Origin of the sequence: Buttiauxella sp. JUb87 (assembly GCF_004361975.1) — a bacterium.
Classification (GTDB): Bacteria; Pseudomonadota; Gammaproteobacteria; order Enterobacterales; family Enterobacteriaceae; genus Buttiauxella; species Buttiauxella ferragutiae.
The window spans coordinates 1,738,365-1,758,862 of record NZ_SNVY01000001.1 but is presented as its reverse complement, the minus strand read 5'-3'; the positions used below and the strand labels follow the sequence as shown (position 1 = coordinate 1,758,862).

Genomic DNA, 20,498 nt, shown 5'->3' with positions numbered 1-20,498 from the left:
ACAAGCTTAAAAACGCCATTCTAACGTAGATGAAGTTCACGGGTACAAAGAAACGTACCTGTGAACTTAGAGATTTTCGTTCAGCCAGCTATCAAATGGTGCTTTCGGCATTGCTCCGTTTAGCATGTCGACCATCTCACCTTTTTTGAAAACCATAATGGTCGGAATGCTGCGGATGCGAAAACGTGCGCTAAGTGCAGGCTCCGCTTCGGTATTAACTTTAACGAAACGTACTTTGCCACTGCGTTCTTCGGCTACGTCTTCGAAGATTGGCGCGAAGTTGACGCAAGGGCCGCACCATGGCGCCCAGAAATCTACAACTACCGGTAAGTCGTCTTGCAGCAATTTATCCAGGGTTTCGCTGGTGGCATTAATAACCTCACCATCGAACAGTTCATGACCACAACGGCCGCATTTAGCACCGTCATCAATACGCTCATCGGGGATGCGATTAATTGCCTGGCAGGCGGCACAAACGGTATTCATAACTAACCTCTAAAGGATGTGTTGTCCAAAAATGACGAAAATCACAGATGATGTTTCTCATATGTTAAATATTATTGGCGATTAGTCGAGTGCCAGCCAAGTGATTTATTCGATGGCTACAATAGTTGCCGGCTTTTGACCAAAGTTAATGGCTAACCAGTGCCACATCGGGTAATCTGCGCGCCACGCGCTCAGCCAGGTGGAGAAAAGCATGAACGACGAATTTAAAGGTAAAAGCGGCAAGGTCAAAGTGATGTATGTCCGCGGTGACGATGACAGCGAAAAACGCAGCCAAAACCCGCGCACAGGTAAAGGCGGTGGGCGTCCAGCAGCACCGTCACGGGGTGAGGGCCGTCGTGGTCCACGTCGCGATGATAAACCTGGCGCAGGGCGCGAGCGGAATCGTAGTGACGATCGTGAAGATCGTGGTGATAATCCATGGCGCACGGTTTCACGACCGCCAAGAGAAGAAGTGTCTGATGCAGGCGAGCAAATGGGTGCCAATGGCAGACCTATTGTTGACCCTGAAATCATTCGCCGCCAACGTGCGGAAGAAACACGTGTTTACGGTGAGAACGCATGTCAGGCTCTGTTCCTTAGCCGCCCTGATTGCATCGTACGCGCCTGGTTTATCCAGAGCGTGACACCGCGTTTCAAAGAAGCATTACGTTGGATGGCTGCAAACCGTAAAGCCTACCATGTGGTAGATGATGCGGAGTTGGTAAAAGCATCCGGTACAGAACACCACGGTGGCGTTTGCTTCATCATTAAAAAGCGTCGCGGCATTACTGTTGACAGCTGGTTATCTAAAGCTGGCGAAGAAGATTGTGTACTGGCGTTGGAAAACGTTGCTAACCCGCACAACCTCGGCGGCATTATGCGCAGCTGTGCACACTTTGGTGTGAAAGGCTTGTTGGTGGAAGATGCAGCAATGCTGGAGTCTGGCGCTGCAGTTCGTACTGCCGAAGGCGGTGCAGAGCATGTTGAAGCTATCAGCGGCGAGACTTTCGAAGAAGGTCTGGAGCAGTTCCGTAAAGCCGGTTACGCGATAGTCACAACATCAAGCCACAAAGGGACTCCGCTTTTCAAAGCTGAGCTGCCGAAGAAAATGGTTTTGGTGTTAGGTCAGGAACGCGAAGGTGTGTCTGACGCAACCTTTGAAAATGCTGACATGAGCGTTGCTATCACAGGTACTGGTAACGTTGAAAGTCTGAACGTATCAGTGGCAACCGGTGTGTTGCTGTCTGAGTGGTGGCGTCAAAACAAAGCGTAATGCATTGTTGACTGATTTGAAAAGCCAGCGAAAGCTGGCTTTTTTGTCTGTTTAATCTGGTAATACCGGCGTCCAGTTTATTGCTGGCTGGTTATGTTCCATCAGATATTGATTGGTTTTCGAGAAGTGGCCGCACCCCAGAAAACCACGGTGTGCCGACAAAGGTGACGGATGAGGGGCTTGTAATACATAGTGGCGGTTCCGGTCAATAAAGCTGCCTTTCTTCTGTGCATGTGACCCCCACAGTAAAAAGACGACGCCTTCGCAGTGTTCGTTAATCAGCGCAATCACCTTATCTGTGAATGTTTCCCAGCCTAATTTCGCATGCGAATGCGCATTACCCGCCTCGACGGTTAATACCGTGTTGAGTAAAAGCACGCCCTGACGCGCCCAGCTTTCGAGATAACCATGGTTTGGTTGCATAAAATCAGCAATGTCGCTCTGCAACTCTTTGTACATATTCTTTAAAGAGGGTGGCACAGCAACCCCCGGCAGAACAGAAAAAGCCAGGCCATGCGCTTGCCCAGGACCATGGTAAGGATCTTGCCCAAGAATCACGACTTTCACATCAGCCAACTCAGTAAATCGGAAGGCATTGAAGACGTCTTTCTGAGGTGGATAAACCGTCACCCCTGCAGCACGTCGTTCAGCAACGGTTGCCAGAGTATTCGTGAAGTAGGGTTGTTGCTTTTCTTGCGCTAGCACATCGTGCCAGGTGAGGGGGGTAGTCATCTCGCTCTCCTGCGATTCGTAATGCGACTAGCTTAACGGCTTCTTTCTTCTAAGGAAATGAATCAGCAACGGAAGCGCCATAAACTTAAAAAAAGTTGAAAATTTACATAATTTTTAATTTTCACGAGCCTCGCTAAGTTGATGTAAAACAAATAAATGATATCATAGGCACATTGATGGCATGGATTTAATTGATTTAAATCAAGGTTTGAAGCTGGTTTGGCTAGTATAAAGATCAGTAACGCAACAATGGTTTTACCAATGAGCCAGTTTATGGCCCGAAATAGAATCACAAAATTAGCCCAAAGGGAGAAATAAAATGATTACTGGTATCCAAATTACTAAAGCTGCAAATGATTCACTCTTGAACTCTATCTGGCTGTTAGACAGCGAAAAAGGTGAAGCGCGTTGTGTATGTGCTAAAGCTGATTTTGCAGAAGACGAAGTTGTCGCAGTGAGCAAATTGGGTGAGTTCGAATATCGCGAAATCGGCGTGGAAGCAAAACCTGAAGTTCGTGTAGAAGGTGGCCAGCATCTGAACGTGAACGTTCTGCGTCGTGAAACTCTGGAAGATGCTGTTAAGCACCCAGAAAAATACCCACAGTTGACCATTCGTGTGTCTGGCTATGCGGTACGTTTCAACTCACTGACTCCAGAACAACAGCGTGACGTTATTGCTCGTACTTTCACTGCAAGCCTGTAATTCTTAAAATATTTAAAAAGCCGGTGGCAGTTGCACCGGCTTTTTTTATGGTTCTGGTTCAAGAATGTAACGGAACGGTTAAAACTCTAACTCAAATCATAAAAAAACCGCCTCCTGGGAGACGGTTTCTATAGCTGCTGACGAATTATTCAGCGGATTCGGTTTTCGCACTGCTTGGTTTACGGCGCTTACCGACATTCTTTTTATCGCGTAGACGGACCTTCACACGCGGCTTTTCTTTATCGTCTTTTTTCTTTTCTTCACGCTTAGCGAGCACTTTCTTCGACGGCTTACCAGTGAGCTTCTCACTTGGTGCACGGGTCGTTGGGCGCAGCTCTTCAATTATGCGCGATTTCATGGGTTCTTTCATGTAACGCGTCACTTTGCCAAGTAGCAAATGGTCATGCGCTTCAACCAGAGAAATAGCGATTCCTTTGAGGCCAGCACGGCCTGTACGCCCAATACGGTGCAGGTAAGTATCGGCTGTACGCGGCATATCAAAGTTGAAGACATGGCTGACTTCTGGAATATCAATACCACGTGCGGCAACATCTGTAGCGATCAATACGTTCACGCGGCCATCAGTCAAACGCTTGATAGCTTCGGTACGCTTCATCTGCACCATTTCGCCTTCGAGGTAGCAGGTGTTGATACCCGCTTCACGCAGCCAGGCAACCAGCTCATGCACACGGTCACGTTTGCGAACAAAAACGATCGAACGGGTGGTATCCGGCTGTTTCAGCAAATGCACCAGCAGTGCAGTTTTGTGCTCAACGTTGTCGGCGCGGTAGTACCACTGGTGGATTTTCTTGCGCTCGCGTGTTGATGATGTCGCGGAAACTTCAACTGGATCTTCTAACAAACGTTCTGCGAAATTCTTAATCGCATCGCCTTCCAGCGTTGCAGAGAACAGCATGGTTTGTTTGCGCCAGCGAGTTTCAGCAGCAATGGTTTCAATATCCTGCGCAAAGCCCAGATCCAACATGCGATCGGCTTCATCAAGAATCAGTGTCTCTACTGCACGGCAATCAAAGTTTTCTTCTTTAATGTATTGCAGCAGGCGACCCGTTGTTGCAACAACGATATCCTGGTTTTCGCTGAACACTTCAGCGTGGTTCATATATGCCACGCCACCCGTGATGGTTGCGATATCAAGATGGGTATGTTTTGCCAGTTCACGAGCATGATCGGCTACTTGCATTGCCAGTTCACGTGTTGGCGTGACAATCAAAATACGTGGTGGTCCAGACTTCTTACGCGGGAAATCGACCAAATGCTGTAACACAGGCAGCAAATAAGCGGCTGTTTTACCGGTACCGGTTGGTGCGGAACCAAGGACATCACGCCCTTCAAGTGCAGGTGGAATGGCGGCAGCCTGAATAGCTGTCGGGCGGGTAAAGCCCTTGTCCTGGAGCGCGAGCAACAAGCTCTCGTCAAGTTCCAGTTCGGAAAAAGTGGTTACAGTCATGGTCTTCCTCTATGTAGGGCGCCGATTATAGACGTTATGGCTGCGATCTTCATCTGTTTGTGTGGATAACTGATGCTTTTCCTGGCAGCGACTTTCCCCTATGCTACACCCGTTTCTCTACAGGGTAGCTAAGATGTGCAGTCAAAAAGCAGTATTGCGTCGTGATGGATTCACCTTCAAACAGTTCTTTGTAGCGCACGATCGATGCGCAATGAAAGTCGGTACCGATGGCACATTGCTGGGCGCATGGGTACCCGTAGCAAATGTGAAAAACGTGTTGGATATTGGCACCGGAAGCGGCTTGCTGGCATTAATGCTAGCGCAGCGCACGCCTGACAATGTCACGATCGATGCAGTAGAACTTGATCCTGTTGCCGCTGAGCAAGCTGCGGAAAACGCCGCAGGGTGCAAGTGGTCTTCGCGTATCTCAGTTCATTGCGCTGATATTCGTGAATGGGCGCAACAAGCCACGCAACGTTACTCGCTAATCGTCAGCAACCCGCCATTTTTTTCCCAGGGCAGTGATTGTGCTTCGCCGGAGCGCGCTCAGGCTCGCTATACCACAACGCTTGATCATAACGCGTTGTTGAGTAGTGCCGCACAGTTGATCACTGAAGATGGTTTTTTCTGTGTGATCATGCCTGAAACGTCGGGAACGGCTTTTTGTGAACTGGCAAAAACACAGGGATGGTTTGTACGTTACCGTACGGATATCGCAGATAATGAAACTCGCTTGCCGCATCGTGTGATGTTGGCACTGTCACCAACTGATGGTGAGTATTTTACCGAGCGTTTGACGATTCGTGGGCCAGACCAACACTATTCCGAAGGTTACTGTGGCCTGACCCAGGACTTCTATTTGTTTATGTAAAGCGGTGAAAGAATGCTTGGCCCAGAATTTTCAGCCAAATCCGGGTAGTCCAGCGTGTAGTGCAAACCCCGGCTTTCTTTACGCATCATGGCACAGCGCACAATTAACTCGGCAACCTGCACAAGGTTGCGCAGTTCCAGTAAATTGTTCGACACGCGGAAGTTGGCATAGTACTCGTCAATTTCCTGCTGCAACATGGTAATTCTGCGCAATGCTCGCTCCAGTCGGCGCGTGGAACGCACAATACCGACGTAATCCCACATAAATAAACGCAGTTCATGCCAGTTATGCTGGATAACGACCTGCTCATCAGGATTATCGACCCGGCTGTCATCCCAGTCAGGTAATGATCTGGAAATACGCGCGTATGGCATACGCTTCATAATATCTTCTGCAGCAGACCAGCCATAAACCAGGCATTCTAACAACGAGTTCGACGCCATACGGTTTGCACCATGCAGACCGGTATAAGTCACTTCGCCAATAGCGTATAGCCCATCAACGTCAGTACGGCCATTTTCATCAACCATCACACCGCCACAGGTGTAATGGGCAGCGGGCACCACAGGTACTGGTTCTTTAGTCAGATCGATACCCAACCCCATCAACTTTTCGTAAATCGTTGGGAAATGGTGGCGCACAAACTCTTCGGGCTTGTGGCTAATATCCAGATACATGCAATCGGCACCCAGACGTTTCATTTCATGGTCGATGGCACGAGCGACGATATCACGCGGAGCCAGTTCGCCACGCTCATCAAAATCTGGCATAAAGCGACTGCCATCTGGGCGCTTGAGGTAAGCACCTTCACCGCGCAATGCTTCGGTTAGCAGGAAATTACGAGCCTGAGGATGGAAGAGGGCTGTTGGATGGAACTGATTAAATTCCAGATTGGCAACGCGGCAACCTGCACGCCACGCCATGGCAATGCCATCACCTGAAGAAATATCTGGATTAGTGGTGTACTGATAAACCTTCGACGCGCCGCCAGTGGCTAAAACCACGGCTTTCGCACGGCAAGTTTCCACTTTCTCGCGATTACGGTTCCAGATCCAGGCCCCCACGACACGTCGCGTGCCAGGCAGACCGATCTTGTCTGAAACAATAAGATCGACGGCGTTACTACGCTCGATAACACGAATATTTGGATGGCTCAGTGCTTTGCCGACTAGTGTGGTTTCAACTTCTTTGCCAGTGGCGTCTGCAGCATGGAGAATACGGCGATGGCTATGCCCACCTTCGCGAGTTAAATGATAGCTTTCCGCGCCATTAGCCTGGATCTCAGTGTCAAACAACACACCTTGATCGATTAACCATTGCACGCAATGGCGTGCGTTACTGGCGACAAACTCCACCGCATCTCGATCGCAAATTCCGGCGCCTGCAATCAGCGTATCTTCGACATGTGAATCGATGCTATCCGTTTCATCAAACACCGCGGCAATGCCACCCTGAGCATAAAACGTTGAGCCTTCATTAATTGGCCCTTTACTCAGAACAATAACTTTGCAGTTTTCGGCAAGCCGTAAGGCTAGAGAGAGGCCAGCAGCTCCGCTACCAACGATTAATACATCACAAGCGAGTTCGGAATTTGCGTTCATCGTGTTTAATTTACTAAACAAAGGTCAGGCCAGCATATCACCCGATGTGGGCTGTAACACGCTTTTTTTAAACTGGTGTTATATGAACTAAACAAAAGTAAGGCAAAGCTCAGTTTCATCCGAATAATAGTGTCTTTAAGCACTTTTTCGTGCCAGTTCACTGTTAGTGGCAGATTTTCTAATGAAAAATCATCATTCATGCGATACTCTGCATGAATCTAGCGATCGCCTTTTCGGACAAAAAAGGTGCCACCATTTGTGCCATGAAACTTATAATCAAGAAGAGATAATTCGTGGGACAGATCAGGAAAACAACGGCGTAATGGAACTTTGCTCAAATCGAGTGCTCCAACCGTGAACTTGCTCATTTATGCAGAGTTCGGGTGGCTTTTCAATTACGCGTGGAAATAGGTTTGGGGAGACATTACCTCGGATGAGTGAGCAGTTAACGGATCAGGTCCTCGTCGAACGGGTCCAGAAGGGAGACAAGACGTCATTTAATTTACTGGTGGTTCGCTATCAGCATAAAGTGGCGAGTCTGGTTTCCCGATATGTACCTTCAGGAGATGTTCCTGACGTGGTGCAGGAGTCTTTTATCAAAGCTTATCGCGCACTGGATTCATTCCGTGGCGATAGTGCGTTTTATACATGGTTGTACCGCATCGCGGTCAACACGGCAAAAAATTATCTGGTTGCTCAGGGTCGTCGTCCTCCATCAAGCGATGTGGACGCAATTGATGCGGAAAACTACGAAAGTGGCAGTGCATTGAAAGAAATTTCGAACCCTGAGAACTTAATGTTGTCTGAAGAACTGAGACAAATAGTTTTCCGTACTATTGAGTCACTCCCGGAAGATTTACGCATGGCAATTACGTTGCGGGAGTTGGATGGTTTGAGCTATGAAGAAATAGCCGCCATCATGGATTGCCCGGTAGGGACAGTACGTTCTCGTATTTTCCGTGCGCGGGAAGCTATTGATAATAAAGTTCAACCGCTTATCAGGCGTTGACGATAGCGGGTTACTGGAAGGGTAATTAGGCATGCAGAAAGAACAGCTTTCCGCTTTAATGGATGGGGAAACTCTGGATAGCGAACTGCTAAGTGTCTTGTCACAAGACAAATCATTGCAGCAAAGCTGGGAGAGCTACCACCTAATCCGCGATACTATGCGCGGCGATACCAGTGAATTGCTTCATTTTGATATTGCAGCCAATGTTATGGCGGCAATCGAAAATGAACCAGTGCGTCATGTCACGCCACTTATTACTGAACAGCAGCCTGAACCTCAGCAATGGCAGAAAATGTCGTTCTGGAAAAAGGTACGTCCGTGGGCCAGCCAGCTTACCCAAGTGGGTGTTGCAGCATGCGTATCGCTTGCGGTAATCGTTGGTGTGCAGCAATATAATGGCCAATCTGACAATCCTGCGCAGCCTGAAGCTCCTGTGTTCAACACTTTACCGATGATGGGTAAAGCGAGCCCGGTAAGCTTGGGTGTTCCGTCTGACAGCACTGCAAGTACTGGTCAGCAGCAGGTACAGGAACAACGTCGACGTATCAATGCTATGCTGCAAGATTACGAATTGCAGCGTCGTTTACACGCCGAGCAACTCCAGTTTGAACAGGCACAAACCCAGCAAGCTGCGGTACAAGTGCCAGGAAACCAAACGTTAGGAACTCAATCGCAGTAATGAAGCAACTTTGGTATGCACTGTCTCTTATGACAAGCAGCCTGTTGTTCAGCTCAAATGCCTCGGCGGACACAGTTTCGTCCGGGGCGTTGTTGCAGCAAATGAACCAGGCGAGTCAGTCACTCAATTATGAGTTGGCATTTATCAGTATTAATAAGCAAGGGATAGAGTCCTTACGCTATCGCCATGCAAGACTTGATAATCGTCCACTTGCGCAATTGCTTCAGATGGATGGCCCACGCCGAGAAGTTGTCCAGCGTGGCAGTGAAATCAGCTATTTTGAACCAGGGCTTGAGCCGTTTACGCTCACTGGTGATTACATTGTTGACTCGCTTCCATCAATCGTCTACACCGATTTCAAACGCTTAACACCTTATTACGACTTCATTTCTGTCGGACGAACTCGTATTGCCGACAGGCTTTGCGAAGTAATCCGAGTCGTGGCACGAGATGGCACGCGTTACAGCTATATGGTGTGGTTGGACTCGGAAACCAAATTACCTATGCGTGTTGATTTGCTGGACCGTGATGGTGAAACGCTGGAGCAATTCCGCGTTATTTCCTTCAACGTCAGCAAAGAAGCCAACGGCATGATGCAAAGCCTGGCGAAGGCGAATTTACCGCCATTGCTGTCAGTGCCGGGTGCTGAAAAAATCAATTTTGCCTGGGCACCGACCTGGTTGCCGCAAGGTTTTAGTGAGGTCTCCAGCAGCCGTCGTCCATTGCCGACTGTTGATGTTCCTATCGAATCTCGCCTGTATTCTGATGGTCTGTTCAGCTTCTCGGTCAACATTAGCCGTGCAGCCAGCAATAGCACCGATCAGCTACTGCGCACCGGGCGCCGCACGGTGAGTTCTGAAGTTCGGGATAAAACTGAAATTACGATCGTCGGTGAGCTTCCGCCACAAACAGCGAAACGTATTGCTGACAGTATCAAATTCAGGACAGCGCAATGATCAAGGAGTGGGCTACCGTTATCTCCTGGCAAAAAGGTGAAGCACTGTTAAGCTGTGACGTAAAAGCGTCATGCAGTAGCTGTGCTTCACGCGCAGGCTGCGGCAGCCGCATTCTCAACAAACTCGGCCCACAAACCAGCCACACCTTGTCTGTTGCTTGCGATACGCCGCTGGTGGCGGGGCAAAAAGTCGAATTGGGTATTGCTGAAGGCAGCCTGATAGGTTCTGCGTTGCTGGTTTATATGTCCCCATTGCTGGGCTTATTTCTGGTTTCGGGAGTGTTTCAGGCGCTGTTTGGTACCAACCTTGCGGCGATTTGCGGTGCTGTTCTGGGCGGCGTGGGCGGTTTTCTGATCGCGCGCGGGTTCTCATTAAAGCTCAGCCGCCGTGAAACCTGGCAACCTGTTATTCTCAGTGTCGCACTACCACCAAATGTTCTTAGAGTCGAAACGACGACTCCTGCGGATAGCCAGTAGAGTCTCCGATATCCGCAATCTGTTAGACACACTTTCTATAGGTCTTTCATCTCTCAGCTACGCTTGCATGATGACCTGTTTCCTCGCTTTCTCGTTGTAGTGTAGAATGCGGCGTTTCAGGCAAAAGACAGCCATTGACATCACGCTCTGTACAGCGCATTGCGCCGAGCTTTCCCGGATTTGTAAGGCATAAAAACCTCTAACTATGAAGAATATACGTAACTTTTCTATTATTGCCCACATCGACCACGGCAAATCGACGCTGTCTGACCGTATTATCCAAATTTGCGGCGGCTTGTCTGACCGTGAAATGGAAGCTCAGGTTCTTGACTCCATGGATCTGGAGCGTGAACGTGGTATTACCATCAAAGCGCAAAGCGTAACGTTGGATTACAAAGCATCAGATGGCGAAACCTATCATCTGAATTTCATCGACACCCCAGGCCACGTTGACTTCTCTTATGAAGTTTCCCGTTCTCTGGCAGCCTGCGAAGGTGCGCTGCTGGTGGTCGATGCTGGTCAGGGCGTAGAAGCTCAGACCCTGGCAAACTGCTATACCGCCATGGAAATGGATCTGGAAGTGGTTCCAGTTCTGAACAAAATTGACTTGCCAGCTGCCGATCCTGAACGCGCTGCGCAGGAAATTGAAGATATTGTTGGCATTGATGCCGCTGATGCGGTGCGCTGCTCGGCTAAAACCGGCTTTGGCGTAACAGATGTACTTGAACGTCTGGTGCGTGATATCCCGGGCCCAGAAGGTGATCCTGATGCGCCATTACAGGCACTGATCATCGATTCCTGGTTCGATAACTACCTCGGCGTTGTTTCTCTGGTTCGTATCAAAAACGGTACCATGAGAAAAGGCGACAAAATCAAAGTTATGAGCACCGGCCAGGTCTATAACGCTGACCGTTTGGGTATCTTCACGCCAAAACGTGTTGATCGCGATGTACTGGGTTGTGGTGAAGTTGGCTGGTTGGTTTGTGCGATCAAAGACATTCTCGGCGCACCAGTTGGCGATACCCTGACCCTTTCGCGTAACCCAGCAGATAAAGCGCTGCCAGGTTTCAAAAAAGTGAAACCACAGGTTTATGCGGGTCTGTTCCCGGTAAGCTCTGACGATTACGAAAACTTCCGTGATGCGTTGGGTAAATTGAGCCTGAACGATGCCTCCTTGTTCTTTGAGCCAGAAAGCTCAACGGCACTGGGCTTCGGCTTCCGTTGTGGCTTCCTTGGTCTGTTGCACATGGAAATCATTCAGGAACGTCTGGAACGTGAATACGACCTTGACCTGATTACCACAGCGCCAACCGTAGTTTACGAAGTTGAAACCACCAGCGGCGAAACAATTTATGTTGATAGCCCATCTAAGCTGCCAGCACTGAATAACATTGCTGAACTGCGTGAGCCAATCGCTGAATGTCATATGCTGATGCCACAGGAATATCTGGGCAGCGTCATCACTCTGTGTATCGAAAAACGTGGCGTACAGACCAACATGGTCTACCACGGTAACCAGGTTGCGTTGACTTACGAAATCCCGATGGCAGAAGTAGTACTCGACTTCTTCGACCGTCTGAAATCAACATCCCGTGGCTATGCTTCTCTGGACTATAACTTCAAACGTTTCCAGACCTCTGACATGGTACGTGTTGATGTACTGATTAACGGCGACCGTGTTGATGCTCTGGCATTGATCACTCACCGTGGCAACTCGCAGTTCCGTGGCCGTCAGTTGGTTGAGAAAATGCAGGAGCTGATCCCACGTCAACAGTTCGATATTGCGATTCAGGCGGCAATCGGCGCACATATTATTGCGCGTTCTACCGTGAAACAGTTGCGTAAAAACGTTCTGGCGAAATGCTACGGCGGTGACGTAAGCCGTAAGAAAAAGCTGTTGCAGAAACAGAAAGACGGTAAGAAGCGTATGAAGCAAGTCGGTAACGTCGAATTGCCTCAGGAAGCGTTCCTCGCCATTCTGCATGTCGGCAAAGACAGCAAATAAATTAAGGAGTTGGCATGGCGAATATGTTTGCGCTAATCCTCGTGATAGCGACGCTGGTAACGGGCCTTTTATGGTGTATCGATAAATTTATCTTTGCGCCAAAGCGTCAGGAAAAACAGGCGGCAGCGCAAGCTGCCACTGGTGATGCACTTGATAGCAAAACGCTAAAAAAAGTGGCACCTAAGCCAGGTTGGTTAGAAACGGGGGCATCCGTATTCCCGGTGCTCGCTATTGTCTTGATCGTGCGTTCGTTTATCTATGAACCGTTCCAGATCCCATCAGGATCAATGATGCCAACGTTATTAATTGGCGACTTTATTCTGGTGGAGAAATTTGCCTACGGCATTAAAGATCCGATTTACCAGAAAACGCTCATTGAAACGGGTCATCCAAAACGCGGTGATATTGTGGTCTTTAAATACCCGCAAGATCCTCGTCTGGATTACATCAAGCGTGCTGTTGGTTTACCGGGCGATCACGTCAGTTACGATCCCGTTGCAAAAGAAGTCACGGTCCAGCCAAATTGCAGTTCTGGCCAGGCATGTGATAACGCTCTGCCAATTACTTACAGCAACGTAGAGCCGAGCGATTTCGTTCAGACCTTTGCGCGCCGTAACGGCAGTGAAGCGAATTCTGGTTTTTTCCAGTTGCCGCTGAACCAGACCAAAGAAGACGGTATCCGGCTGTCTGAGCGCAAAGAAACGTTGGGTGATGTAACTCACAACATATTGACGGTGCCAATCGCTCAGGATCAACTGGGGATGTACTACCAGCAACCAGGCCAACAACTGGCGACCTGGATTGTTCCACCAGGCCATTACTTCATGATGGGTGATAACCGCGATAACAGCGCTGATAGCCGTTATTGGGGCTTTGTTCCTGAGGCAAATCTGGTAGGTAAAGCGACGGCAATCTGGATGAGTTTTGAGAAACAAGAAGGTGAATGGCCAACGGGTGTTCGTTTAAGCCGTATTGGCGGAATTCATTGATCAATTAAATCTATTCAGATAACGACTTTCTATGTCGTTATCTATAGAATATCCCCCCGTATTAAGGTTGGCTCCTCTTAGAGGAGCCACGGCAAACGAAACAGCGTTGGTTCTCTTTTTCAGGTCTGTTCCGTGTGCTGAATAATTGACGCATTCATTAATTGGTATCGCATGAACCCCATCGTAATAAATAGGCTGCAGCGTAAGCTGGGCTACACTTTTGTACATCAGGATCTGTTGCAACAGGCATTAACGCATCGCAGTGCCAGCAGCAAGCACAATGAGCGTCTGGAATTCCTGGGTGACTCAATTCTTAGCTACGTTATCGCAAACGCGCTTTACCATCGTTTCCCTCGTGTTGACGAAGGCGATATGAGCCGTATGCGTGCGACGCTGGTGCGCGGCAATACGCTGGCAGAAATTGCCCGCGAATTTGAATTAGGCGAATGTCTGCGCCTTGGGCCGGGTGAATTGAAAAGCGGTGGTTTCCGCCGCGAATCTATTCTGGCCGATACCGTCGAAGCCTTAATTGGTGGTGTTTTCCTCGACAGCGATATCCAGAACGTTGAGCGCTTAATTCTTTCCTGGTATCAATCTCGTCTGGATGAAATTAGCCCAGGCGATAAGCAAAAAGACCCTAAGACGCGTCTGCAAGAGTATTTGCAGGGTCGCCACTTGCCACTGCCATCTTATTTGGTGGTGCAGGTTCGTGGTGAAGCGCACGATCAGGAATTTACCATTCACTGTCAGGTGAGTGGCCTGCCTGAGCCGGTCGTTGGTACCGGTTCAAGCCGCCGTAAAGCGGAACAGGCTGCAGCTGAGCAGGCGCTTATCAAGCTGGAGCTGGAATAATGAGCGAAGAACAAACCTTTTGCGGATTCGTGGCCATCGTTGGTCGCCCAAATGTCGGCAAATCCACGCTGCTAAACCAGTTGCTTGGGCAAAAAATCTCTATTACTTCCCGTAAAGCGCAGACCACTCGTCACCGCATTATGGGCATCCATACTGAAGGTCCGTATCAGGCGATTTACGTCGATACCCCAGGGCTGCATATGGAAGAAAAACGTGCCATCAACCGCCTGATGAACAAAGCTGCCAGCAGCTCCATCGGTGACGTTGAGCTGGTTATCTTTGTGGTTGAAGGCACTAAGTGGACCGCAGATGACGAGATGGTGCTTAACAAACTGCGTGACGCGCGAGCGCCGGTAATTCTTGCGGTGAACAAAGTCGATAACGTTCAGGATAAAGGCGTTTTGCTGCCGCACCTGCAATTCCTCGGTAGCCAGATGAACTTCCTCGATATTGTGCCTATTTCTGCTGAAAACAGCATGAACGTGGATACTATCGCCAGCATCGTGCGTAAACGTCTGCCAGAAGCGATTCATCACTTCCCGGAAGATTACATCACTGACCGTTCTCAGCGTTTCATGGCTTCTGAAATCATCCGTGAAAAGCTGATGCGTTTCCTTGGCGCGGAATTACCGTATTCCGTGACCGTTGAAATTGAACAGTTTGTGACTAACGCTCGCGGTGGTTACGACATCAATGGTTTGATTCTGGTTGAACGTGAAGGCCAGAAGAAAATGGTGATTGGCAACAAAGGCGCCAAAATCAAAACCATCGGTATCGAAGCGCGTAAAGACATGGAAGACATGTTTGAAGCGAAAATTCACCTGGAATTGTGGGTGAAGGTTAAATCCGGCTGGGCAGATGACGAGCGCGCGTTGCGCAGCCTCGGCTACACAGACGACTAACCAATGGAAGGCTGGCAACGGGCTTTTGTCCTGCATAGTCGCCCCTGGAGCGAAACCAGCCTTCTGCTAGACCTCTTTTCTGAAGAGTCCGGGCGCGTTCGTTTAATTGCGAAAGGCGCTCGTTCTCGCCGCTCTAACCTTAAAGGGACTCTACAACCCTTTACCCCTTTGCTGGTTCGCTGGGGCGGTCGTGGTGAAGTCAAAACACTGCGTAGCGCCGAAGCTGTCTCACTGGCACTTCCACTTAGTGGTATTACGCTCTACAGCGGCCTGTACGTGAATGAACTGGTTTCACGCGTGCTGGAAGATGAAACGCGTTTCTCTGAATTATTTTTCGACTACCTTCATTGCATTCAGGCATTAGCGGGTACCAGCGGCTCGCCGGAACCGGCATTGCGCCGATTTGAATTGGCTCTGCTGGGGCACCTGGGATATGGCGTGGATTTCCTGCACTGCACAGGAAGCGGGGAAGAAGTCAGCGACACCATGACTTATCGCTATCGTGAAGAGAAAGGGTTTATCGCGAGCCTGGTGGTGGATAACCGTAGTTTCACTGGGCATGAACTCAAAGCTCTCGCCAATCGCGAATTCCCTGATATTGCATCCTTACGCGCCGCGAAACGTTTTACCAGAATGGCGCTGAAACCTTACCTCGGTGGCAAACCGCTTAAAAGCCGCGAATTATTCCGCCAGTTTGTGCCTAAAATTCCACCACTCAAATCACCGCAAGACCCGCAATAACGTCTGGTCGTAGCCATGCTTTCCTTACCCGGTGTAAACTGCCTGAACTCAAACCGTTCTGACCCGAGGAAAGGCATGTCTAAATTACTGTTAGGCGTCAATATCGATCACATCGCAACTTTACGTAACGCACGTGGCACGGCATACCCAGACCCAGTGCAGGCGGCATTTATCTGCGAACAAGCAGGGGCTGACGGTATTACCGTTCACCTGCGTGAAGATCGCCGGCACATCACCGATCGCGATGTACGCATCTTGCGCCAGACCCTCGACACACGTATGAATCTGGAAATGGCCGTTACCGAAGAGATGCTTGATATTGCTTGCGAAACCAAGCCTCATTTCTGCTGCCTTGTGCCAGAAAAGCGTCAGGAAGTGACTACCGAAGGCGGGCTAGATGTCGCCGGTCAACTGGATAAAATGCGTGATGCCTGCAAACGGCTGGCCGATGCTGGCATTCTGGTTTCTCTGTTTATTGATGCTGACCACGCGCAAATTGATGCAGCGGTAGCTGTTGGTGCGCCATATATCGAAATTCACACCGGCTGCTACGCTGATGCAAAAGACGACGAGACTCAAGCCAAAGAACTGGCGCGTATTGCCGAAGCTGCAACCTATGCCGCCGGAAAAGGCCTGAAAGTGAACGCCGGACACGGGCTGACTTATCACAACGTCAAAGCTATTGCCCGTTTGCCAGAAATGCATGAGCTGAATATCGGCCATGCAATAATTGGCCGTGCGGTAATGAGCGGTTTGAAAGAAGCGGTAGCAGAAATGAAACGTCTGATGCTGGAAGCACGTAGCTAATGGCTATTCTTGGCCTTGGCACCGATATCGTGGAGATAGCGCGTATCGAAAGCGTTATCTCACGTTCCGGCGACCGCCTGGCGAAGCGTGTGCTTAGTGCCAATGAATGGCTGCAATACCAGGCGCACCAGCAGCCGGTGCGCTTTCTTGCCAAACGCTTTGCAGTAAAGGAAGCTGCAGCCAAAGCGTTTGGGACAGGAATTCGCAATGGCCTGGCGTTTAATCAGTTCGAGGTTTTTAACGATCCACTAGGCAAACCGCAATTACGGTTTTGGGAAGAGGCGGAACGAGTCGCGCAAAGAATGGGCGTGCGCTCAGTGCATGTTACGCTTGCCGATGAACGGCACTATGCGTGTGCAACGGTAATTATTGAGAACTAAAGTTTGTCTGCATGATGCAACTGAACGAACTTGTCCCACAGTTGCTCCTGGTTCTCAATATGCGCCGGATCGCTAATGATAGTATTCGGGATCGGACAGACTTTCTGGCAGGTTGGCGTTTCGTAATGCCCGACGCATTCAGTGCAGCGATCGGTGTTGATCTCATAAATGCTCTCCCCCATGGAAATAGCTTCGTTCGGGCACTCCGGCTCGCACATATCGCAGTTAATACATTTTTTAGTGATGAGCAGTGCCATGGGAAGATCTCGATAACAACAGAAACAGGGCGGGCATTATACGCCCAATCACCGGTCAAACCAGTTTTTTTACCAGTGCTTCACTGTGGCGAATTCGCCCCGGCGCATGTTCCAAATCCCTTTGTACCAGCGCCATAAACAGAAGGTCGGTCAGCATCATTTGCGCGCTGGTGGATGAAATTGCCGCGCTGCGTGTCGCCTGTTCTTCAGCGATGGTATACAGGCAAAGAGTGGCGCGTTGTTGTAAAGCGTTAGGTGTAAAACCGGTAATCGCGAGGATTTTTGCTCCGGTACGCAGTGTTTCATCAGCGGCAAGATTTATCTCACGCCGTTCACCAGAATAGGAAATAGCCAATAGCACGTCGTCACTGCTTGAAGCTTGGGCCGTCGCCAGTAATGCATGCATGTCTTGCTCCGCCACCGCATTAATACCAATTTTCATCAGCTTCCAGGAAAAATTCTTGGCAACCAGGCCAGAGGCGCCAATGCCTACCAGTAGCACCCGGCGTGCATTGCGCAACATATCCACACTCGCTAGCAGTTTTTCTTCACTGTTGACATCAAGCGTGGCACGCATCGCGGCCAAATTATCCTTAATCAGCTTTTCGCCCACTAACCGCAGTGGGTCATCACCCAATATCAGATTATGAACAGGCACAGATTGTGGTTCCTGGCCGCTGGCCAGTGCTTCACTGATTGCCAGTTTCAGAGCCGGAAAGCCTTTGAACCCCAGTTTTTGGGAAAATTTCACCACGCTGGACTGGCTGACACCTGCCTCGGTGGCAAGCTGCTGTGAACTTAAATGGCGCGCGTAGTCGGGCTTCTCCAGCAAAAAGTCAGCCAGTCTACGGTCGCTTTGTGCCAGGGTTGGGTAGCGGCTTCGAATACGCAATAAGCAGTTCATGTCCTCTCCAGTCCGTCGGGTCAATTATGTGAGCGGCTCCATAATAACGTAAATTACGCTCGCCTGAATGAATTTAATATTCCATCATGTAGAAACTTTAAGGAATTAAATATTCAAAGGCACATGATGAATCTCGGCTCACTCGTTTCTGAAACTCGTAATCCACAAACCATGGATCTCGATTGTCTCTCTACACTTGAAATGGTCCAGCGCTTTAATCAACAGGATGCCCTGGTGGCAGAGGCTGTTGAGAAAACACTGCCCGAAGTTGCCAAAGCCGTTGATGCTGCCGCTGTGTCGCTTCAAGCGGGTGGCCGTTTGATTTATATGGGCGCGGGAACTAGCGGACGGTTAGGTGTGCTGGACGCCTCAGAATGCCCGCCGACTTTTGGCGTGCCACACGGTCTGGTGATTGGTTTAATCGCCGGTGGCCCTGGCGCATTACTGAAAGCCGTCGAAGGTGCTGAAGACAACCAGCAATTGGGCGAGGACGACCTGAAAGCCCTGGAGCTAACCGCCAACGACATGGTGGTTGGGCTTGCTGCGTCAGGCCGCACGCCGTATGTGATTGGTGGCCTGCGTTATGCGCGCAATCTTGGCTGTCGTACCGCAGCGATTTCCTGTAATCCAGGTTCTGCCATTGCACTGGAAGCTGAAATTGCCATTTCTCCGGTCGTCGGCCCGGAAGCCCTGACGGGTTCCACGCGTCTGAAATCAGGCACTGCGCAAAAACTGGTGCTGAATATGGTTTCCACTGGCGCGATGGTGAAACTGGGTAAGGTTTACCAGAACCTGATGGTCGATATGAAAGCCACCAATATTAAACTTGTGGATCGGGCGTGTCGTATTGTCATGGAAGCGACCGGAGCCGCTCGTATTGATGCTGAAAATGCGCTCAAACAAACAGATTACGAAGTGAAGCCCGCCATTCTAATGATACTCACTGGTGTGGATGCGCAGACGGCTTACACGCGTCTGGCAGACAGCAATGGTTATCTTCGCCCAGCACTGAAAAACTAAAAGCAGGCACTGAATCATGGATATGACAGCAACTCTTGCCAGTGAAATATTGCTTGGAATCGGTGGGCAGGCAAATATCGCCCGTCTGGAAAACTGTATGACACGCGTACGCGTCGAAGTACATGACGATAACCAGCTTGATATTGCCCGTCTGAAGAAACTGCCGGGAGTTAGTGGCTATGTGAAACAAGGAACGCAGCATCAGCTTATTGTTGGGCCGGGTCGTGCAGCTCAGGTAGTCGATGCCATGCGTGAACTGTTGCAAAGCAATGGCCAAACGCTCTTAGCAGAAGACGATATTGCACAGAATAAAGCTCAGGCGAAAGCGCGTTATCAGGCTCCGATGAGCGAAGCGCTACGTAAACTGGCCAACGTCTTTATTCCATTGATTCCAGCTTTTATTGCTTCAGGGCTTATCACCGGGATTATTAATATCTTAAAACGCCCGGATATTGTGGGTGACCTTGCCACGCAGTATCCGAACATTCTCGGCTTACTTGCCATCTTCGGTAGTGCCGTGTTTGCTATCATGAATATTCTGGTGGGCGTAAATGCCGCTAAAGTATTCGGCGGCTCAATGGCGATGGGCGGCGTGATGGCCGGGATTCTTTCCAGCCCGCAACTGGCGCAAATCCACCTGTTTGGCGAAAACCTGCAACCGGGGCGCGGCGGGGTTATCGCGGTGTTGCTGGTGGTGGCGCTGATGTGCTGGATTGAAAAACGGTTACGCAAGTTATTGCCAGGTTCAATTGAGCTGATCCTCAACCCACTGCTGACCACCTTAATTACTGCATCGATTGCGATTGTGGCGCTGCAACCGCTGGGTGGCCTGATTTCTGATGCGATTGCCCACGGTGCGACCCTGGCAATTGATAAAGGTGGACTGGTGGTCGGTGCAATACTTTCTGGCGTCTTCCTGCCGCTAGTCTTGTCGGGGTTACATCAGGGACTGGTGCCGATTCATGTTGAGCTTATCCAGACACACGGCCAAAACGCTTTGCTGCCCATTCTGGCGATGGCCGGTGTCGGGCAGGTCGGGGCGGCACTGGCGGTATTGCTGAAAACGCGTAACCAACGCCTGAAAAAACTGATTAAAGGCGCATTACCCGTTGGGTTGCTGGGTATCGGTGAACCGTTGATTTTCGGGGTAACGTTGCCGTTGGGTAAACCATTTATCGGCGCCTGTTTAGGCGGCGCGGTGGGTGGGGCGCTCATCAGTTACTGGAAAGTGGCGACTGTCATCACCTTCGGAATTTCAGGTTTACCGCTGGCATTAACCATTGTTGCCGGAAAAGTGATGTTCTATCTGTTAGGCTTTCTGATAGCGGTTATCGCCGGGTTCTTATTTACATGGTTTATGGGCTTTAATGATCCAGAGGAGTAACGT

22 protein-coding genes are annotated in these 20,498 nt (G+C 49.9%); 16 read left to right on the top strand and 6 right to left on the bottom strand.

Going from position 1 to position 20,498, the window contains the following annotated elements:
- Positions 1–66: 66 nt before the first annotated feature.
- On the bottom strand, positions 67–486 hold the full coding sequence (gene trxC, locus EC843_RS08235) for a thioredoxin TrxC (protein WP_064544341.1): 420 nt from the start codon (positions 484–486) through the stop codon (positions 67–69).
- Positions 487–697: 211 nt separating this feature from the next.
- Between trxC and EC843_RS08230 the strand changes: the two genes are divergently transcribed.
- Positions 698–1,759 (top strand): tRNA/rRNA methyltransferase, encoded by a 1,062-nt coding sequence (locus tag EC843_RS08230; protein ID WP_064544343.1) that lies wholly within the window; start codon positions 698–700, stop codon positions 1,757–1,759.
- Between the two features lie 51 nt (positions 1,760–1,810).
- On the opposite strand, the gene ung is transcribed toward EC843_RS08230, so the two are convergent.
- Positions 1,811–2,491 carry a uracil-DNA glycosylase gene (gene ung, locus EC843_RS08225; RefSeq protein ID WP_133522036.1) on the bottom strand — a complete coding sequence of 227 codons (681 nt, stop codon included), beginning with the start codon at positions 2,489–2,491 and terminating at the stop codon, positions 1,811–1,813.
- A gap of 319 nt (positions 2,492–2,810) precedes the next feature.
- On the opposite strand from ung, the gene grcA reads away from it, so the two are divergent.
- Positions 2,811–3,194: an autonomous glycyl radical cofactor GrcA gene (gene grcA, locus EC843_RS08220; RefSeq protein WP_064544347.1), complete on the top strand. Its 384-nt coding sequence runs from the start codon at positions 2,811–2,813 to the stop codon at positions 3,192–3,194.
- A gap of 145 nt (positions 3,195–3,339) precedes the next feature.
- Here the strand turns inward: grcA and srmB are convergent, their stop codons facing one another.
- Positions 3,340–4,662: an ATP-dependent RNA helicase SrmB gene (gene srmB / locus EC843_RS08215; RefSeq protein ID WP_121815084.1), complete on the bottom strand. Its 1,323-nt coding sequence runs from the start codon at positions 4,660–4,662 to the stop codon at positions 3,340–3,342.
- A gap of 133 nt (positions 4,663–4,795) precedes the next feature.
- Here srmB and EC843_RS08210 point away from each other — a divergent pair, with 133 nt between their 5' ends.
- Positions 4,796–5,533, top strand: coding sequence for a tRNA1(Val) (adenine(37)-N6)-methyltransferase (locus tag EC843_RS08210; protein WP_064544351.1), 738 nt, complete (start codon positions 4,796–4,798; stop codon positions 5,531–5,533).
- On the opposite strand, the gene nadB is transcribed toward EC843_RS08210, so the two are convergent.
- Positions 5,518–7,134: an L-aspartate oxidase gene (gene nadB, locus EC843_RS08205; RefSeq protein WP_064544353.1), complete on the bottom strand. Its 1,617-nt coding sequence runs from the start codon at positions 7,132–7,134 to the stop codon at positions 5,518–5,520. The two genes, EC843_RS08210 and nadB, sit on opposite strands and share 16 nt — an antisense overlap.
- 433 nt (positions 7,135–7,567) lie before the next feature.
- Between nadB and rpoE the strand changes: the two genes are divergently transcribed.
- The 11 genes from rpoE (at position 7,568) to acpS (ending at position 16,930) form a co-directional block, all read left to right on the top strand.
- Complete coding sequence (gene rpoE / locus EC843_RS08195; protein WP_064544357.1) at positions 7,568–8,143, top strand: RNA polymerase sigma factor RpoE; 576 nt, start codon at positions 7,568–7,570, stop codon at positions 8,141–8,143.
- A gap of 31 nt (positions 8,144–8,174) precedes the next feature.
- Positions 8,175–8,822, top strand: coding sequence for an anti-sigma-E factor RseA (gene rseA, locus EC843_RS08190; protein WP_064544358.1), 648 nt, complete (start codon positions 8,175–8,177; stop codon positions 8,820–8,822).
- The gene (gene rseB / locus EC843_RS08185) at positions 8,822–9,778 is read left to right on the top strand and encodes a sigma-E factor regulatory protein RseB (protein ID WP_064544359.1); all 957 of its coding nucleotides are present in this window, start codon (positions 8,822–8,824) and stop codon (positions 9,776–9,778) included. The genes rseA and rseB overlap by 1 nt, the downstream gene beginning before the upstream one ends.
- Complete coding sequence (gene rseC, locus EC843_RS08180) at positions 9,775–10,254, top strand: SoxR-reducing system protein RseC (protein ID WP_064544361.1); 480 nt, start codon at positions 9,775–9,777, stop codon at positions 10,252–10,254. The genes rseB and rseC overlap by 4 nt, the downstream gene beginning before the upstream one ends.
- Before the next feature lie 205 nt (positions 10,255–10,459).
- Positions 10,460–12,259, top strand: coding sequence for a translation elongation factor 4 (gene lepA / locus EC843_RS08170; RefSeq protein ID WP_064544363.1), 1,800 nt, complete (start codon positions 10,460–10,462; stop codon positions 12,257–12,259).
- A gap of 14 nt (positions 12,260–12,273) precedes the next feature.
- Positions 12,274–13,248, top strand: a complete 975-nt coding sequence (gene lepB, locus EC843_RS08165) for a signal peptidase I (protein WP_133522035.1) — start codon at positions 12,274–12,276, stop codon at positions 13,246–13,248.
- 171 nt (positions 13,249–13,419) lie between these two features.
- Positions 13,420–14,100, top strand: a complete 681-nt coding sequence (gene rnc / locus EC843_RS08160) for a ribonuclease III (protein ID WP_064513123.1) — start codon at positions 13,420–13,422, stop codon at positions 14,098–14,100.
- Positions 14,100–15,002, top strand: a complete 903-nt coding sequence (gene era / locus EC843_RS08155) for a GTPase Era (protein ID WP_133522034.1) — start codon at positions 14,100–14,102, stop codon at positions 15,000–15,002. The genes rnc and era overlap by 1 nt, the downstream gene beginning before the upstream one ends.
- A gap of 3 nt (positions 15,003–15,005) precedes the next feature.
- The gene (gene recO / locus EC843_RS08150; protein ID WP_133522033.1) at positions 15,006–15,743 is read left to right on the top strand and encodes a DNA repair protein RecO; all 738 of its coding nucleotides are present in this window, start codon (positions 15,006–15,008) and stop codon (positions 15,741–15,743) included.
- A gap of 75 nt (positions 15,744–15,818) precedes the next feature.
- A complete protein-coding gene (gene pdxJ, locus EC843_RS08145; protein WP_133522032.1) occupies positions 15,819–16,550 on the top strand; it encodes a pyridoxine 5'-phosphate synthase in 732 nt (243 codons plus the stop codon).
- Complete coding sequence (gene acpS / locus EC843_RS08140) at positions 16,550–16,930, top strand: holo-ACP synthase (protein WP_064544373.1); 381 nt, start codon at positions 16,550–16,552, stop codon at positions 16,928–16,930. Before pdxJ ends, acpS begins: the two co-directional genes overlap by 1 nt.
- Here acpS and EC843_RS08135 read toward each other — a convergent pair.
- A complete protein-coding gene (locus tag EC843_RS08135; RefSeq protein ID WP_064544375.1) occupies positions 16,927–17,187 on the bottom strand; it encodes a YfhL family 4Fe-4S dicluster ferredoxin in 261 nt (86 codons plus the stop codon). The two genes, acpS and EC843_RS08135, sit on opposite strands and share 4 nt — an antisense overlap.
- A 55-nt stretch (positions 17,188–17,242) precedes the next feature.
- Positions 17,243–18,091, bottom strand: a complete 849-nt coding sequence (locus tag EC843_RS08130) for a MurR/RpiR family transcriptional regulator (protein WP_064544377.1) — start codon at positions 18,089–18,091, stop codon at positions 17,243–17,245.
- Positions 18,092–18,217: 126 nt separating this feature from the next.
- Between EC843_RS08130 and murQ the strand changes: the two genes are divergently transcribed.
- Together murQ and EC843_RS08120 are read left to right on the top strand one after the other, a co-directional pair.
- Positions 18,218–19,111, top strand: a complete 894-nt coding sequence (gene murQ / locus EC843_RS08125) for an N-acetylmuramic acid 6-phosphate etherase (protein ID WP_064544600.1) — start codon at positions 18,218–18,220, stop codon at positions 19,109–19,111.
- Between the two features lie 16 nt (positions 19,112–19,127).
- Positions 19,128–20,495, top strand: coding sequence for a PTS transporter subunit EIIC (locus EC843_RS08120; RefSeq protein ID WP_064544379.1), 1,368 nt, complete (start codon positions 19,128–19,130; stop codon positions 20,493–20,495).
- Positions 20,496–20,498 lie beyond the last annotated feature (3 nt).

What these genes read in the sequence shown, in the direction of transcription:
- trxC (WP_064544341.1), bottom strand. Translation starts at nt 486, where the DNA reads ATGAATACCGTTTGTGCCGCCTGCCAGGCAATTAATCGCATCCCCGAT.
- murQ (WP_064544600.1), top strand. Translation starts at nt 18,218, where the DNA reads ATGAATCTCGGCTCACTCGTTTCTGAAACTCGTAATCCACAAACCATG.
- EC843_RS08230 (WP_064544343.1), top strand. Translation starts at nt 698, where the DNA reads ATGAACGACGAATTTAAAGGTAAAAGCGGCAAGGTCAAAGTGATGTAT.
- rseA (WP_064544358.1), top strand. Translation starts at nt 8,175, where the DNA reads ATGCAGAAAGAACAGCTTTCCGCTTTAATGGATGGGGAAACTCTGGAT.
- rseB (WP_064544359.1), top strand. Translation starts at nt 8,822, where the DNA reads ATGAAGCAACTTTGGTATGCACTGTCTCTTATGACAAGCAGCCTGTTG.
- pdxJ (WP_133522032.1), top strand. Translation starts at nt 15,819, where the DNA reads ATGTCTAAATTACTGTTAGGCGTCAATATCGATCACATCGCAACTTTA.
- rseC (WP_064544361.1), top strand. Translation starts at nt 9,775, where the DNA reads ATGATCAAGGAGTGGGCTACCGTTATCTCCTGGCAAAAAGGTGAAGCA.
- nadB (WP_064544353.1), bottom strand. Translation starts at nt 7,134, where the DNA reads ATGAACGCAAATTCCGAACTCGCTTGTGATGTATTAATCGTTGGTAGC.
- srmB (WP_121815084.1), bottom strand. Translation starts at nt 4,662, where the DNA reads ATGACTGTAACCACTTTTTCCGAACTGGAACTTGACGAGAGCTTGTTG.
- EC843_RS08210 (WP_064544351.1), top strand. Translation starts at nt 4,796, where the DNA reads ATGTGCAGTCAAAAAGCAGTATTGCGTCGTGATGGATTCACCTTCAAA.
- lepB (WP_133522035.1), top strand. Translation starts at nt 12,274, where the DNA reads ATGGCGAATATGTTTGCGCTAATCCTCGTGATAGCGACGCTGGTAACG.
- EC843_RS08130 (WP_064544377.1), bottom strand. Translation starts at nt 18,091, where the DNA reads ATGAACTGCTTATTGCGTATTCGAAGCCGCTACCCAACCCTGGCACAA.
- recO (WP_133522033.1), top strand. Translation starts at nt 15,006, where the DNA reads ATGGAAGGCTGGCAACGGGCTTTTGTCCTGCATAGTCGCCCCTGGAGC.
- era (WP_133522034.1), top strand. Translation starts at nt 14,100, where the DNA reads ATGAGCGAAGAACAAACCTTTTGCGGATTCGTGGCCATCGTTGGTCGC.
- EC843_RS08120 (WP_064544379.1), top strand. Translation starts at nt 19,128, where the DNA reads ATGGATATGACAGCAACTCTTGCCAGTGAAATATTGCTTGGAATCGGT.
- ung (WP_133522036.1), bottom strand. Translation starts at nt 2,491, where the DNA reads ATGACTACCCCCCTCACCTGGCACGATGTGCTAGCGCAAGAAAAGCAA.
- grcA (WP_064544347.1), top strand. Translation starts at nt 2,811, where the DNA reads ATGATTACTGGTATCCAAATTACTAAAGCTGCAAATGATTCACTCTTG.
- lepA (WP_064544363.1), top strand. Translation starts at nt 10,460, where the DNA reads ATGAAGAATATACGTAACTTTTCTATTATTGCCCACATCGACCACGGC.
- rpoE (WP_064544357.1), top strand. Translation starts at nt 7,568, where the DNA reads ATGAGTGAGCAGTTAACGGATCAGGTCCTCGTCGAACGGGTCCAGAAG.
- acpS (WP_064544373.1), top strand. Translation starts at nt 16,550, where the DNA reads ATGGCTATTCTTGGCCTTGGCACCGATATCGTGGAGATAGCGCGTATC.
- rnc (WP_064513123.1), top strand. Translation starts at nt 13,420, where the DNA reads ATGAACCCCATCGTAATAAATAGGCTGCAGCGTAAGCTGGGCTACACT.
- EC843_RS08135 (WP_064544375.1), bottom strand. Translation starts at nt 17,187, where the DNA reads ATGGCACTGCTCATCACTAAAAAATGTATTAACTGCGATATGTGCGAG.